Below are 15,429 nucleotides of genomic sequence, written 5' to 3' on the forward strand. Positions count from 1 at the left end.
AAGGTGAATAGGATTGCTTCATTCGCAGTACAGATGGAAGACCCCAGAGGCTAACCTGGAAGCGGCTCAGCTGTTGACAGGGGAACTGGGGATTTCACCATTGTTGTCCCGGCTTTTAGTGAACCGGGGCGTCACTACCGCCGGGGAAGCAAACCGCTTTTTGTACGGAAGTGTGGACGATGTACACGACCCTTTTTTGCTTCTTGGTATGGAAGAGGCTGTGCCGAGAATTCGTCAGGCTCTGGAACGTGGCGAGCATATATTAATCTATGGAGATTATGATGCGGACGGCGTATCCAGTACATCATTGATGATTCAGCTCATGCGTTTTCTAAAGGCTTCCTATGATATTTATATTCCTCATCGTTCTAACGAGGGATATGGTCTGCATAACCATGCCCTTGATTGGGCACATCAGCAGGGAGTTACACTGGTCATTACGGTAGATACGGGAATTAGTGCAGTAGAGCAAATTGCTTATGCAACTTCCTTGGGGATAGACGTTATTGTGACGGACCATCATGAGCCGCCTGCAGTACTTCCCGAGGCATATACTTTGATTAATCCGAAGCTCCCCGGTTGCCCATACCCATTTAAAGGTCTTGCAGGTGTTGGTGTTGCCCTGAAGCTCGCTCAGGCGCTGTTGGGTGAAGTGCCGGAGGAATGGTTTGAAATCGTCGCTATCGGCACGGTAGCCGATCTGATGCCACTACATGGTGAAAATCGGACGATGGTACGCAGAGGGATTCAATCCATGAGAAACTCTGCTTTTCCGGGGATTCGTGCGTTGCTCCATGTAGCGGGCGTAGATATATCTACAGTGACTTCAGTCAACATCGCATTTGCCTTGGCTCCGCGGATTAATGCCAGCGGGCGCCTGGATCATGCGGGACGAGCCGTTTCTCTGCTGACGACAGAAAAAGAGGAAGAAGCAGACCAACTTGCGCATGCGCTGGACCTGCTCAATCGTGAGCGTCAACAGGTGGTCGAACGTATTGTGGAGCAAGCCGAGCAACAATTGGCATCCAAACTGAACGGAGGCAAGCTACCGTCAGTTATTGTATTGGCTGGTGAAGGCTGGAATGTCGGCGTTGTCGGAATTGTGGCATCCAAGCTGTTGGATCGCTATTATCGACCGACCATTATTCTGGGTATAGATGCTGAGACAGGTATGTGCAAAGGTTCCGCCCGTTCTATTCCTGCATTGGATATTTACAGTGCTCTTACGGACAGCCATGAGCTTATGGAGCATTTTGGTGGTCATCCTTCGGCAGCGGGTATGACGCTGTCCTGTGATAATCTGGAATTGTTTGAAGAGCAGCTGAACCGCTATGCGGGTTCCATTTTGACACCAGACGATCTCATTCCTGTAGCTGAGGCTGATATGGTCTGTCGTTTGGACGAGGTATCTTTGCAAGTGGTTGAAGAACTGGAGTTGCTTCAGCCTTTTGGTATGGGGAATCCATCTCCACGATTCGTATTACAGGGTCTGCAATTGCGTGAGGCTCGTAAAATGGGACGTGAGAAAAATCATGTGAAGCTCCTGCTGGAGCAGAACGGTTTATCGCTGGACGCGATTGCCTTCCGTCGTGGCGATTTGGCTGATTTTTTACAGCAAGAAACGGAGATAGATCTGCTGGGTGAATTGTCAATTAACGAATGGAACGGTAAAAGGTCTCTCCAGCTCATGATGCAGGACATTCGAGTGCAGGCGCCGCAAATTTTTGATTATCGTGGAGTGTCGGACCCTTTTGCCGAATTAGAGCGGGGACTCAAGATCTTTCATCCACGCATAGAGGAAAGAAAGAAAGACGTTGCGGTGTTGGTCCACCCGTCATCTAGGCTTCGTACATCTAGCTCCGTGGACACTGAATCCTTATGGTTATACGATAAAGATGGCAGCGTTATTCCCAGTGATGGTCAAAGAGATGCACAGCACTCTGTGAAGTCGCTGTTCGTACTGGAGCCGCCGGATACACCGGATCAGTTCCAGGCATTATGGTCTACCTTTGAAAATGTAGAAAACGTATTTCTCCTTCATTCAGTCAGTGAACGTGGCGGTCGACTCGTAAGCCCAGACAGAGAGCTGTTCAAGCGCATTTACGTTGTGCTTTCCCGATTGGGAACACAGCCTATTGATGAAAAGGCAATGCTGCCTGCTCTTAGTCGACAGTGTTCCTGTTCAGTACGCATGTTATCCAAAGTATTGGACATCTTCGAAGAGCTTGAGTTTATGACGCGTACAGATGGTCAATTCCGTTTTGTATCCAATCCGCCCAAGCGGGATTTAACTGCTTCTCCGCGCTATCAGGAATTATATAATATGGCTGAAATGGAGCGGTATTTGCTGGATGCGGACACCACCCAGATGACGAGCTGGATTATGTCTCTTATGAAGGGTGCGTCTTGAGATACTATTTCGTAATTTATGTTGTAAAATGTATATACTAATTTGAAGTTTACAGTAGGAGGAACTAAGTTGGACTACAAAGAATATATTCGGGTGATTTCCGATTTTCCACAACCAGGGATTAGTTTTAAAGACATTACAACCCTAATGAAAAATGGTGAACTGTACCGCAAGGCTATCAACGATATGAAGGAATTGGTATCGGATTTAAAAATTGATTTGATTGCAGGTCCAGAAGCACGTGGATTCGTTATCGGTGCGCCTCTGGCTTATGCGCTTGGCGTTGGTTTTATTCCCATCCGTAAAAGTGGCAAGCTCCCTGGAGAAACCATTGAGGAAGCATACGGTTTGGAGTATGGTAAAGATACGCTGGCGATGCATAAGGATGCTATAGAGCCAGGCCAAAATGTTTTGATTGCTGATGACCTGCTTGCTACAGGTGGAACTATTGCTACATCCGTAAACTTGGTACGCCAGCTTGGTGGCAATGTGGCAGGGGCTGCTTTTCTTATCGAGCTGTCTGATCTAAACGGTCGGGCGAAGCTGCCTGACGTAGATGTATTCACCCTGATTACGTATTAAGTATTTCGAAACCTGGGTTTCCCGGGAAATAATTATGTATGGATTGCCTAAATAGTCCGATGGAACATCTCTTTATCTAAAGAGTTGCTCCATCGGGCTATTTTGTTTAGAAGCGTTTTAGGTGTGACTTTGTTTGACTGGTGCAAATTACCACTGTTTTTATTGGGAATAGTTATAAAAAATTTAAAATAAATGTCGATAAATAATTAAAAAGGAGCAGAGGTGGTCATATTGGGTTTATTTCGATTTAAGAGTTTACAGGCACGGACATTTTCTACCTTGATTCCGCTTGTACTTATAACGCTGATTTTAATCAGCTTTTTGTCTTATTTTTTTGCCAAGCAGAAGCTAGATACGGAAATAAGCCAAAATGCTGCTCATTCCTTGTCGAGGGTTAAATCGGATATTGCAGCTAACGTAGATCGTCATGCTTTACTTGTTTCGATGCTGACTAAGAGTGCGGAACAACTGGGAGCAGGAATGAACATTGAGGGTTATGGACGTTTTTTTGAACAAGAGTTGGCTTTAAATGATATGTCATACGGGTTGGGCATTTATTTTGCTAAAGGTGCGTATGATCCGGGAGTGACTTACCGTTCCATATATGTGCATAGAGATGGCCAGCTAGTGAAGCAAACGATTGAATATGATGATCCACAATATGACTACTTAACACAGCCATGGTATACAGAAGCCGTGGAACGTGGTAAGGAAATAAATTTTACGGAGCCTTTTTACGATAGCAGACTGAAAGTCAATATGATTACTGCAGGGAAAGCATTTTATGACAGGGAAGGGAAGCTGTTAGGTGTCATTACTGGCGACCTGAATATGACAAACATTCAAACGTTTATTGAAAAAATGAAGTTTGGTGCTAACGGTAGTGCGATCTTGATGGATAAGAATGGAGCCATTTTGTCATCCGGTCTTCCGTCCTTAAAAGCAGGCGAGCCGTTAACAAAAACGATGAATGCGGAAGCAGCACAATCTATTCAAAGTGGTACGTCCGGACAACTATCCGTACCCATTGATAGTGAGGACTACCGGATAATGTACGAAACACTCCCACAAACCGGATGGAAAATCGGCGTATTACTGCCAGAATCCGATTTGAACCGCTCTGCGAACGAAATGCTTAAACTTCTTCTTATTGTTAGTGTTATAGGCATCTTGCTAATTATGGGAGCGTTATTAATTAACAATTCAGGTATGATCAAAGAGATTAAAAAAATTATGCAGATAACCAATCGTATGGCTCATGGGGATTACAGCGTTGAACTAACACAACAACGTAAGGATGAATTTGGCCAAATGGCTGACGGGATCAATAAGGTGATTGCGGCAACCAGAGGAATGGCATCACGTTTGAGCGAAGAGTCAGATGTTATCTCAGGCGTATCTATAAAAATTTCCCAAGAGATTTCTGGGACTACTAAAGATGCGCAGCATAATGCAGGAGAACTGGCACAGGTGAAGGAAGGAGCCGAGCTTCAATTGGTCGCAGCAGCAGAGAGTGCGACTGCGATGGAAGAAATGGCTGTTGGCATACAGCGTATTGCTGAATCTATCCAGCATGTATCCGAGGCTACCACTGAGATTGAACATAAGGCACAACAAGGAAATGAACGGTTGACCGTGGTCAACCAAGGAATGCATAAAGCGAAAATATCTATGGATGAGGCAGGCAGGGTAGTAAGCTCATTGAATGAGCGGTCCGCCCAAATTGGCAGCATAATTGGAATGATTCAGGAAATTAGTGGGCAGACCAAGTTGCTATCACTGAATGCTTCCATTGAAGCCGCACGTGCAGGGGAGCATGGCCGAGGGTTCGCTGTGGTGGCTTCAGAAATCGGCAAGCTGGCTGTAAACGTGAGCGAGTCTGCGGAACAAATTACGAGTCGAATCCGATCCATGCAGGAAGAAACCAAATTAGCTTTGGAAGGAATGCAGCAGGGTGCTCTGGAGATGGATGAAGGAGTATCTATTTTACTTGAGGTGGAAGAACGTTTTATTGCGATGAATCAAGATATTCAGCAGGTGGCGATAGAAGTGCAGGAGGTTTCATCTGCCTCAGAAGAAATGTCGGCAGGTTCAGAGGAAGTTGCAGCCTCTATTGGATATCTTGCAGACATTGCGAAAGCTTCAGCTAAACGTACAGAGCAAGCCTCGGAACGATCCGAACGGCAGCTTAAGGATCTGGAAGGTATGGACAGCTCTGTCAAGACACTTACAGGTGTCTCTGATACGCTTAATCAGGTCGTATCTCGCTTTCGTGTGTGATATCTTTAGAAAAAAAGGCAGTGCATAAAAAAAACGTCGCTCCATGAGATATGGATCTTTACACGCTTGTCTATACAGCCTGAGCGTGTTGATCCATAACTAACATGGAGCGGCGTTTTAAAGTTGAAAAAAAGATATCAATCTGGTGTTTTCTCGGTTAAAGGTGCCTGCGATTTATCGTTGGACCAGCCGAGCACGTCAATCAGCTTGAAGAACAAGCTGAGGATGATGCCGATGATTGTAGCCAATGCCATACCTTTCAAGGTTACAGCGCCCCAAGTGAGCGTAGTACCACTGATTCCGACAACAAGCACGATGGTCGCAAGTAGCATGTTAGTTGGCTTGGCGAAATCAACCTTTTGCTCAACGAAGATTCTTAGACCGGAGGCAGCAATGACACCGAATAATAGTAAGGATACGCCACCCATAACTGGAGCTGGAATATTAGAAACAATCGCTGAGAACGTGCCTGAAAAGGACAGCAGGATGGCAATGATAGCCGCTCCGCCAATAACCCATACAGAGTACACTTTAGTTAATGCCATGACACCAATATTTTCACCATAAGTCGTATTAGGCGTAGAACCGACAAAACCCGAAATGACGGTGGAAATACCGTTACCCAGCAGAGAGCGGTGGAGACCAGGATCTTTGGACAACTCACGCCCGACAATGTTGCTAGTCACAAGTAAGTGACCAATATGCTCTACGATGACGACCAGAGCAACAGGAAGAATCGTCAGCATAGCAGAGGTATTAAAAACTGGAGTGGTAATTGCAGGATGTCCGAAAAAAGGAGCGTCTGCGATGGCCTGTGTATTGACCATGCCCATAAAATAAGCAAGCACATAGCCCACTACGATACCGATCAGAATATGAATGATTTTGGCAAACCCACGAAACAACACCGCACCCAGAACAGTAACCCCGAGTGTAACGAGCGAAAGAGTAATCGTTTTGGGATCTGGAGTCCAAGCTTTAGTAGGATCGGCATTGATAATGCCTGCCATGCCTGCTGCAACCGGAACCAGCTCCAGACCGATTAAGGCTACGATGGAGCCCATAACAGCTGGAGGAAATACGACGTCCAGCCAACGGGTTCCGGCATATTTGATCACCAGTGCGACGAGGCAGAAAATAATACCTGTAATGATGAAAGCACCGAGGGCCATAGCATAGCCGTTGCCGCCGGGATTGTTTTTAAGCACAAGACTGACTGGAGCGATAAAAGCGAAGCTGGAGCCGAGATAGGCGGGAATTTTGCCACGGCAGATCCAGATGTACAACAATGTGCCAATACCGTTCATTAGCAAAATCATGCCGGGATCGACGCCGAAAATATTCGGCACCAGCACAGTGCTGCCAAACATGGCAAACAAATGCTGTACGCTGAGCAGGAACCCAGGTCCTGCCGGTAGCTTTTCATTAACTTGAATTTCGCGTTGCAACGCAGTTCACTCCTTAGTTCTTTCAATTATTCTTATATACATTAATTACTTTTCGTAATTTTTTCAATATAATTCGTTTCATTTCGTCAACATTCCTCATTTTACTTATCCATGTGTGACAGAATAATGCTACAATGCCAAACCTGTAATAGTTGACGTGTGACGTGCTAACCGTCATAATTGTAGGAAATCACTTTTAAAAGGGAACCTTTGCGCGACATTGATCGGCGGGTTCCATTTTGCATAGAAAGGACACGGAATAGAGCAGAATGGGGATAGAGCAATTACTTAAAAAGGCCGGGGCCTATACCAGAGAAGCAGATCTTATCCGCATCAGGGACGCCTATGATTTTGCCGAACAGGCCCATTCCGGCCAGACTCGTAAGTCCGGTGAACCTTATATTCTGCATCCGCTTGCGGTTGCTGATATCGTCGTTAATATGCAGATGGATACCATCTCCATTATCGCTGCTCTTTTACATGACGTTGTGGAGGATACGACGGTGTCTTTGGCGCAGATTCGCGAGCATTTTGGCGATACATGTGCGATGCTTGTCGATGGTCTGACGAAACTGGAGCGTATCCAGTTCCGTTCCAAGGAAGAACAACAGAACGAAAATTATCGAAAAATGTTTATTGCTATGGCGCAGGACATTCGTGTCATTGTCATTAAGTTAGCAGATCGTCTGCACAACATGCGTACCTTGAAATATCAGTCAGAGGAAAGCCAGCGTCGGATTGCTTATGAAACGTTAGAGATTTTCTGTCCGGTTGCAAACCGACTGGGTATTTCAGCCATTAAGTGGGAAATGGAAGATATTGCTCTGCGCTATCTGAATCCTCAGCAGTATTATCGCATTGCTAATTTGATGCATAAGAAGCGGGCAGAGCGGGAGCAGTTTATTGATAATGTCATACAGCGTATCAGAGAAAAGCTGGAAGAGATGGGCATTCAGGCTGATCTGTCCGGACGCCCTAAACATATTTACAGTGTGTTTAAAAAAATGACGACGAAGAACAAGCAGTTCAATGAAATATATGATTTGCTGGCGATTCGAATTATTGTGGATAACATTAAAGACTGTTACGCCACACTGGGGATTATCCATACGTTGTGGAAGCCGATGCCGGGGCGGTTTAAGGATTATATCGCTATGCCTAAGGCCAATATGTATCAGTCCCTTCATACGACAGTAGTAGGTCCTAACGGGGAGCCTACCGAGGTGCAAATTCGCACAGTGGATATGCATCGTACCGCTGAATTCGGGATTGCGGCCCATTGGGCCTATAAAGAAGGCAACGGAGCAAACAACACTAACTTTGAGGATAAAATCACCTTTTTTCGAGAAATCCTGGAGCTGCAAAATGAAGCGAAGGATGCGTCGGAATTTGTGGAATCGCTCAAAATGGACTTTTTCTCAGACCTTGTGTTTGTGTTTACTCCTAAGGGAGAGGTCATTGAGTTGCCAGCCGGATCCGTTCCGCTGGACTTTGCTTTCCGTATTCATACCGAAGTTGGCAATCGAACGATTGGCTCTAAGGTAAATGGAAGAATCGTACCTTTGGATTATCGGCTTAAAACTGGGGATATTGTCGAAATTATGACGTCCAAACATTCTTATGGACCTAGTCAGGACTGGCTCAAAATTGCTCAGTCCTCTCACGCGCGCAGTAAAATCAAACAATGGTTCAAGAAAGAAAAGCGTGAGGAGAATGTTGAAAAAGGCCGTGAAAATCTGGAACGTGAGCTAAGAAAACGCGATATCGAGCCATCGGTGTGGATGAGCGACGACAAGCTTCAGGAAGTGGCACAGAAGTTCTCTTTTAACGATTCCGAAGATATGCTGTCTGCGATTGGTTTTGGTGGTATAACCGCAGCGCAGGTCTGTACACGTTTGACAGAGAAGCTGCGTAAGGAACAAGAAGAGGCACGGTTGATCGAATTGACGACCGAGGTCAAGGAGTACAAGCCGCAGGGCGAACGGAAAAAAACACCTACCAACGGTGTCAGCGTCAGAGGCGTCGATAATTTACTCGTTCGTTTTGCACGATGTTGTAATCCCGTACCGGGAGATGACATCATTGGCTATGTAACACGTGGACGCGGCGTATCCGTTCACCGGACGGATTGCCCGAATATTCCTTCGGGTACGGGCGAAGACCAGGCGCGTGTGATTGAAGTAGAGTGGGAAGAAGCAGCGGAAGTCAATTACAGTGTCGATATTGAGATTACGGGCCATGATCGCAACGGTTTGCTGAATGAAGTGCTTCAGGCCATTTCTGAGAACAAAACCAGCTTCTCGGCCGTTACAGGTCGTACAGATAAAAATAAAATGGCGATGATTCACATCACGATTCTCATTCGCAACACGGATCATTTGCATTCTGTTGTCGAACGGATTAAACGGGTGAAGGATGTATACACCGTGCATCGGATTATGCAATAACCTTATGAAGCGTACAGATAGGTTTATAGCCTTTGTAACATATCTTGGGTAGAAAGACCCATAGGCTGCTAAAAGAGCCGTAGTACGGCTGTGAGCACCTTTTAAAAGGGAAGGTTAAAGGAGATATCGGATAGTCGATGAAGATCATTATTCAGCGCTGTAAAGACGCTCAGGTAACGGTGAATCAAAAGGTGGTTGGCAAGATTGGAACCGGATTAATGCTGCTGGTTGGTATTGGTCAGGGAGATACAGCAGCCGATGCCGTTTATTTGGCGGATAAAACGGCGGGATTACGTATATTTGATGATGCTGAAGGCAAAATGAATGACAGCGTTCTGGATGTCGGTGGAGCCATTTTGTCTGTCTCTCAATTTACGTTGTATGGTGACTGCCGTAAAGGAAGAAGGCCTAACTTTATGGGGGCGGCCAAACCTGAGGAAGCGGAGAAGCTGTATGATTTCTTCAACAGTCAGCTTCGAGCCAAGGGCCTGAAGGTAGAAACGGGAATTTTTGGGGCTATGATGGATGTTTCATTGACGAACTGGGGCCCAGTCACACTGATTTTGGATACCGAACGTTCGTAACTATACATTCACGGCGAGGTCTGAGTAGAATAAAATAGCTGTTCAGAGGGACCATAATGTCATCCCAATTGGTGATTAGCCAGGCGGATAGCCTAAGGGTGACAGGAGAGACGAAGCTATGCGTCAAACCCCAAAAATGGACGGGCATCGAAGCACTATGCTGCTTTTTCCCGGTAGTATGCAGGAGGCAATCAGCCTTACTCGTAATGCTGATACGTTATTACAGCATGTTGCAACAGCCATAGACAAGCCAGGACGCGGCGCTTTGCCGCGCAGGTAACATTGGGTTAAATGGAGCGTTAATAAGGTGCCACCCGAAAGTAGCATAAAGTGGCCAAAAATAAAATATGTAGCATTGAATTAGTGGAGGAGCCGAAAGGCTCCTTTTTCTTTTCCGCCGCTGCGAATTGTTATAAAAACAGATCAAGCGGGTAATAACAAATCGTGGTAGAAAAATAAGCTTAATTTTAAACTTGTATCAGGGATAACCGGAAAGGAGATCTGAACATTCATGAGTAAAATTGCATTTTTATTGGCTGACCAATTTGAAGATTCCGAAATGAAGGTACCTTATGATGAATTAAAAAAGGCTGGACATGAGGCGGATATTGTTGGGCTGAAGCAAGGTGAGAAAGTGAGCGGTAAGCAAGGTAAAGCAAGCTATACTATTGAAAAAGCCATTGCAGATGTGAAATCAAGTGATTATGATGCAGTTGTTATTCCTGGTGGATCATCTCCGGAAAATCTCCGTTTGGATGCAAATGTTCTGAAATTTGTAACTGAAATTAATGAGTCCAAAAAAACGATTGGCGCTATCTGTCACGGGCCACAAATTTTGGCGAGTGCCGATTTGTTACAAGGCCGGACGATTACAGCTTATCCTCCATTGAAAGATGACTTGATTAATGCGGGTGCTTATTTTGAGGATCGAGAGGCGGTTGTGGACGGTAACTTTATTACGTCTCGGACCCCTAAGGATGAGCCCGCTTTTGTGCGTGAGTTGTTAAAGGCATTGTAATTTCCGTGAATGCTTCCTAGATTTATGCCAGTACAATTCCCTAACGAGGAGGATTTGATATGGCTAAACAGATTCAGGCTTATTTTCGCACAGAAGATGAAGCTGAGGGCGCTAGAGCTTCGCTTCAGGCTTATAGAACTGAACATTTGGAAGTAGGTGCTCTGGATGAGACGCTCGGTCGGGAGACGAGGGTTTTAATTCCGTTGGTCCCTTATAACAATACTGGCTCTGTGAGCACAGGAGGCTCAGCGGGTGCGGCAATCCCTGCGGCGGGTGCTTATGGCGAGAATATTTTACCAGATGTGAAGGATGGCCAGATTAACTCTGGCTCAGCCCAAAGGGATCTGGATGAAGATCGGAGCGGAACAACGAATCATGACGGAGGGTTGCTCCGTGCAACAGATGTGTATATTAACGGTGATCAAGATGAATTACGGTATGTATTATCTGCAAAGGTGAATGATGCCGATTATGATGAGGTCATTTATAAGCTGCGTTCCAATCGTGGATATGTATCGCAGTTGGATTAAAGTTGAGAGCACGGCACAAGATTGTCGATACTTGAGAATTTAGCTACAAAAGAGTGACTGTAATACAATTGTAATATTCGAAACATCATTCCTTAATATTAGCAGTTTATAATAACAGCATGACCCCCTTTTGATATATCTTTTTGAGCCTGCGGACCGTTTCCGCAGGCTATTTTCTTTTTTAGGACTTATTTGTACAGTAAGTTGCTATGAGGCTAACGATACAGGATACAAAAAAAGTGGAAGATTATTTAATTTGACACTGACTGTCTTTTTGTATAAAGTGTAAAAAGATACTAAGTCCCGAAATAATAAAAATATAAACAATAAATATACCCATTTCCAATTACGGGACCGAAATATTACAACTGAAAAAGTTAGGAAGTGTCAAAATGGGTAATGAAATAGAATGGTTTGCAGAGATAACTCCTGAGCTGCGGAAATGGACCGGAGGCAAAGGAGGGATGCTTGCTAGGATGCTTCAAGCTGGTTATCCGATTCCTAATGGTTTTATTGTTTTTCCACAGGCCTTTCAAGGGGAAAAACTTAAGGAAAAGACATGGAAAGAAATGATCAGGTATTTGGAAAAGCTTCGTAAGGATTACCCTAATGTCTCATTTGCAGTAAGGTCTTCAGCCTTGAGCGAGGATTCAGCCTTAGCTTCTTTTGCAGGAGAGTTTGAAAGTGTCTTAGAAGTACAAACAAACGAGGACGTTCTGAAAGCCTTGTATGTGGTTCACCATTCTCAATACAGTGAGAGGGTGCGGGCATACAGTGCAGTTAAGGGTTTTGAAGAAGCACACCAAATGGCGATTGTAGTCCAAATCATGGTTCCTTCTGAAATCTCGGGTGTTCTTTTTACAGCAGACCCTATTACGGGCAATCGTTCAGTAATGTCTGGAAATTTTGTGTTCGGGTTAGGGGAGCAACTGGTATCTGGTAAAGGAAATGCTCGTGTTTTCTCCTTATTTAAACCCTCAGGTCGATATAAAGGGCCAAAAGAATTACTTCCTTATATCAAAAAGCTATATTGGTATGCTTCCCGTCTGGAAAAAGCGATGGGAGAACCACAGGATATTGAATGGGCCATTGCCAATGGCCAACTCTTTTTTTTACAAGCACGACCTGTTACTACTTTAAGCCCTGGAAATATGGATACATTTGAATGGAATGATTCTTTATCAGGTGATTTTCTTTGGACGAATACTAATGTAGGTGAATCCATTTCAGATGTTGTTACTCCCTTAAGCTGGTCTATTATTCGTGCTTTGGACGAAGAACATAATGTGATTCCTGGTCATTATTTAATGTCTGGTAATATCTGTGGAAGAGTATACTCCAATGTGAGTGTACCATTGTCCGTTTTTTTTGCATTTGGGTGGAATAAAAAGTCAATATTAAAAAAAATGAGCAATGTTTTTGGGGGAATTCCAGATGAAATCCAAATTCCTATATATCCGTTTTCTAGGAAAGAGCTCATTAAAATAATGCTCCCCAAGATGCTGTATGCTTTTAAACAGACCCGAAAAGCGATGAAATTATTACCACAGCACATAAAAGAAACAGCGGCCTGGTGCACTCAAACGGAAGAGTTAATTGGCAATGTCCAGTCCAAGGAAGAATTGATTACATTATGGCGTGAGCAGCTTTGGCCTAAAAATATTGAAGCGATGTGGATTGCACTGGAAGGACCTAGTAGCAAGATGCAAAATTTTGTTCGATTGAAGGAAAAGTTGGAGAAATGGCTTGGACGTGATGATGCTAGTGTACTTCTATCTAATCTGAGCGGAAGTACAGGTTTGGCCAGCTTGGGACCTGTTGTTGGTATATCTTCAGTCGTGAAAGGTGAAATGAGTCAGGAGGATTATCTATTGGAATATGGTCATCGAGGCCCACATGAGTTTGAGCTATCGATACCTGATCCAAGAGAAGAACCCAGTTGGCTGGAAAAGCAAATCCAAGAAACAAAGAAATCTGGAATAAATGTTGACGATTTATTGTATAAACAACGTGAACAAAATGAAGTGGTTTGGAGAAGATTGGAGCAGCGTTTTCCATACAAGATAAATAAGTTGAAACGTGTCATAGCAAAAATTTCTGAAGGACCGCATTTAAGGGAAGCTGTTCGTTCGGAATGGACGCGTGTCTTCAGATTAAATCGCTCTTTCGCGCTGAAAGCAGGCGAGTTGATTGGCATAGGAGAAGATGTATTTTTTTTATATGTGGATGAGATATTGGGCTGGCTTGCAGGAGGAAGTGTTATTGAGGAGAGAATCTCGACCAGAAAAGTGAACTATTTAAAATATAAGCAACTGCCTGCGTTCCCCTCGATTATACGTGGGCGATTTGAACCTTTACAATGGATGGAGGATCCCAATCGCAGAGTAGATTATTATGATCCATATATACCATTAGATAGCTCTATCCATTCTGAAATCATTGAAGGAGTTGCTGGAGCGGCAGGTAGAATTGAGGGGGCTGTACGTGTACTGAGGAATCCTGAGGATGGACACCAGCTCCTTCCTGGTGAAATACTGGTGACCTCGACAACGAATGTAGGCTGGACTCCACTTTTTCCAAAAGCAGCTGCGATTGTAACAGATATAGGAGCACCACTCTCTCATGCTGCAATTGTAGCCAGAGAGCTAGGCATTCCAGCTGTTGTAGGATGTGGAAATGCTACTACAAGAATGAAAACCGGCGACAGGGTTATTGTTGATGGTGGGCAGGGAATTGTACTAACGAGGTGAGGAGATAAATTTTTTGAATTTCTCAATAGAACCAACCTGATTCAACCTATCAGCTTCTGTACGCCGCATATTCGCCTATAAAAGCTGAAATTGGAGTGGTTTCAAGTTTTGATGTATTGCTTTACAGTCAGGAATAATACAATCCTGGGTATCGTGAAGTACAAAGGATCATGATAAACTGAGTGTAAACGCAAAATCGGGCAATAGTGTGCATGTGGTCAAAAATATATGCTGAAGCAAATTGCTCGATGAGGAGTGAAACTTGAATGAGCAATCTATTGAGGAGTGAAACAAATGTCACTTGAACACCAGCAAAATCTTGGGCTGAGGGAGCGAAAAAAAGCAAAAACCATTGCATCGATTCAAATGCATGCGTTACGCCTATTCAGCGAACTGGGATATAACGAAACTACTGTGGAACAGATTGCAGAAGCAGCGGAGATTTCACCAAGCACCTTTTTTCGCTATTTTTCGAGCAAGGAGGATGTGATTGTTACAGATAACTATGATCCCCTGCTTATATCTGCATTTGAAGAACAGCCAGCTCATTTAACTCCACTTCAAGCTGTGCGTAATGCTATGTTAGCAACCATGTCTGACATGTCCGGCGACGAAATGTCTACTACACGTGAGCGTAACCAACTCGTGATGTCAGTACCGGAACTCCGGGCTGCAACCTTGAATAATTTGACTGATACAATGCATATGATTGCTGAGATGGTTTCCAAACGGGTGGGACGAGATCCTGGAGACTTGCAGATTCGAACTTTTGCAGGCGCCGTCATAGGTGTTAACATATCTGTTATGTTGCATTATGCGGAAAATCCAACTGAAAATTTTTCTGAATTATTATCTGAAGCATTAAATCTCTTGGAGACTGGCCTTCCACTATAAACAATCGCTGAAATCCAATTTCATTATATTAAAGAAACGAGTTGTAATCTGAATTAAATAAATGGAAAACATAAAATTGAAATATGAAGATACGTAAATTCTCCCATCCTTCGTCAAAGCATGCGATAGTTCCCAAACACAGACTGTTAGGAAAAACCAGGGATACATTACATCACTAAAAGCAGTTTAGGCTTTTTAAGTCAGGCTGTTTTTTTGTATTTTGTGAGGTGTCTGCCTACCTGGCGAACATCGGAAACTCTTCGTGTCCATGTGTGACAATGATACAAAGTTGCAGAGAAGCTATAGAATGTCTTGACTTTGTCGAAGCGGTTCATTAAAATCATAAAATAATGAAAAATGATTTGATGACGGGACCAAGTACTCCGAACCCACAAGCGCAGAGAGGAATTTCCAGGCTGTAAAAATTCCCTTGATGAACGGATGAATGACCTCCCCGAGAACAGGCGGCGAACAATTGAGGAAACC

The 15,429-nt window shown here is 44.2% G+C and carries 11 protein-coding genes; 10 read left to right on the forward strand and 1 reads right to left on the reverse strand.

From position 1 onward, the window contains the following. Window positions 1–13 precede the first annotated feature (13 nt). The 3 genes from recJ to JOD82_RS18150 all read left to right on the forward strand — a co-directional run bounded on the left by recJ (window position 14) and on the right by JOD82_RS18150 (window position 5,272). Complete coding sequence (gene recJ / locus JOD82_RS18140) at window positions 14–2,410, forward strand: single-stranded-DNA-specific exonuclease RecJ (RefSeq protein WP_209949770.1); 2,397 nt, start codon at window positions 14–16, stop codon at window positions 2,408–2,410. A 69-nt stretch (window positions 2,411–2,479) separates the two neighbouring features. Further along, window positions 2,480–2,992, forward strand: coding sequence for an adenine phosphoribosyltransferase (locus JOD82_RS18145; protein WP_029514814.1), 513 nt, complete (start codon window positions 2,480–2,482; stop codon window positions 2,990–2,992). A 222-nt stretch (window positions 2,993–3,214) separates the two neighbouring features. After that, window positions 3,215–5,272 carry a methyl-accepting chemotaxis protein gene (locus tag JOD82_RS18150; protein WP_312887699.1) on the forward strand — a complete coding sequence of 686 codons (2,058 nt, stop codon included), beginning with the start codon at window positions 3,215–3,217 and terminating at the stop codon, window positions 5,270–5,272. A 137-nt stretch (window positions 5,273–5,409) separates the two neighbouring features. Here the strand turns inward: JOD82_RS18150 and uraA are convergent, their stop codons facing one another. Next, entirely contained in the window at window positions 5,410–6,720 is a 1,311-nt protein-coding gene (gene uraA / locus JOD82_RS18155; protein ID WP_069012460.1) for a uracil permease, read from the reverse strand. Between the two features lie 269 nt (window positions 6,721–6,989). On the opposite strand from uraA, the gene JOD82_RS18160 reads away from it, so the two are divergent. From JOD82_RS18160 to JOD82_RS18190, 7 genes are all read left to right on the forward strand, one after another. Further along, entirely contained in the window at window positions 6,990–9,167 is a 2,178-nt protein-coding gene (locus JOD82_RS18160) for a RelA/SpoT family protein (RefSeq protein WP_025720225.1), read from the forward strand. Window positions 9,168–9,304: 137 nt separating this feature from the next. Then, on the forward strand, window positions 9,305–9,751 hold the full coding sequence (dtd, locus tag JOD82_RS18165) for a D-aminoacyl-tRNA deacylase (protein WP_069012461.1): 447 nt from the start codon (window positions 9,305–9,307) through the stop codon (window positions 9,749–9,751). A 118-nt stretch (window positions 9,752–9,869) separates the two neighbouring features. Continuing rightward, complete coding sequence (locus JOD82_RS18170; RefSeq protein WP_165150826.1) at window positions 9,870–10,031, forward strand: hypothetical protein; 162 nt, start codon at window positions 9,870–9,872, stop codon at window positions 10,029–10,031. A 231-nt stretch (window positions 10,032–10,262) separates the two neighbouring features. After that, window positions 10,263–10,769, forward strand: a complete 507-nt coding sequence (locus JOD82_RS18175) for a type 1 glutamine amidotransferase domain-containing protein (protein ID WP_029514821.1) — start codon at window positions 10,263–10,265, stop codon at window positions 10,767–10,769. 59 nt (window positions 10,770–10,828) lie between these two features. Next, on the forward strand, window positions 10,829–11,299 hold the full coding sequence (locus tag JOD82_RS18180) for a hypothetical protein (protein WP_069012463.1): 471 nt from the start codon (window positions 10,829–10,831) through the stop codon (window positions 11,297–11,299). A gap of 392 nt (window positions 11,300–11,691) precedes the next feature. Beyond that, window positions 11,692–14,049 carry a PEP/pyruvate-binding domain-containing protein gene (locus tag JOD82_RS18185; protein ID WP_209949772.1) on the forward strand — a complete coding sequence of 786 codons (2,358 nt, stop codon included), beginning with the start codon at window positions 11,692–11,694 and terminating at the stop codon, window positions 14,047–14,049. Between the two features lie 294 nt (window positions 14,050–14,343). Continuing rightward, window positions 14,344–14,943, forward strand: coding sequence for an acyl-CoA-like ligand-binding transcription factor (locus JOD82_RS18190; RefSeq protein WP_029514826.1), 600 nt, complete (start codon window positions 14,344–14,346; stop codon window positions 14,941–14,943). Window positions 14,944–15,429 lie beyond the last annotated feature (486 nt).

Origin of the sequence: Paenibacillus sp. 1182 (assembly GCF_017833915.1) — a bacterium.
Lineage (GTDB): Bacteria > Bacillota > Bacilli > Paenibacillales > Paenibacillaceae > Paenibacillus > Paenibacillus polymyxa_D.

What these genes read in the sequence shown, in the direction of transcription:
- JOD82_RS18175 (WP_029514821.1), top strand. Translation starts at nt 10,263, where the DNA reads ATGAGTAAAATTGCATTTTTATTGGCTGACCAATTTGAAGATTCCGAA.
- JOD82_RS18160 (WP_025720225.1), top strand. Translation starts at nt 6,990, where the DNA reads ATGGGGATAGAGCAATTACTTAAAAAGGCCGGGGCCTATACCAGAGAA.
- JOD82_RS18185 (WP_209949772.1), top strand. Translation starts at nt 11,692, where the DNA reads ATGGGTAATGAAATAGAATGGTTTGCAGAGATAACTCCTGAGCTGCGG.
- JOD82_RS18170 (WP_165150826.1), top strand. Translation starts at nt 9,870, where the DNA reads ATGCGTCAAACCCCAAAAATGGACGGGCATCGAAGCACTATGCTGCTT.
- JOD82_RS18190 (WP_029514826.1), top strand. Translation starts at nt 14,344, where the DNA reads ATGTCACTTGAACACCAGCAAAATCTTGGGCTGAGGGAGCGAAAAAAA.
- dtd (WP_069012461.1), top strand. Translation starts at nt 9,305, where the DNA reads ATGAAGATCATTATTCAGCGCTGTAAAGACGCTCAGGTAACGGTGAAT.
- JOD82_RS18180 (WP_069012463.1), top strand. Translation starts at nt 10,829, where the DNA reads ATGGCTAAACAGATTCAGGCTTATTTTCGCACAGAAGATGAAGCTGAG.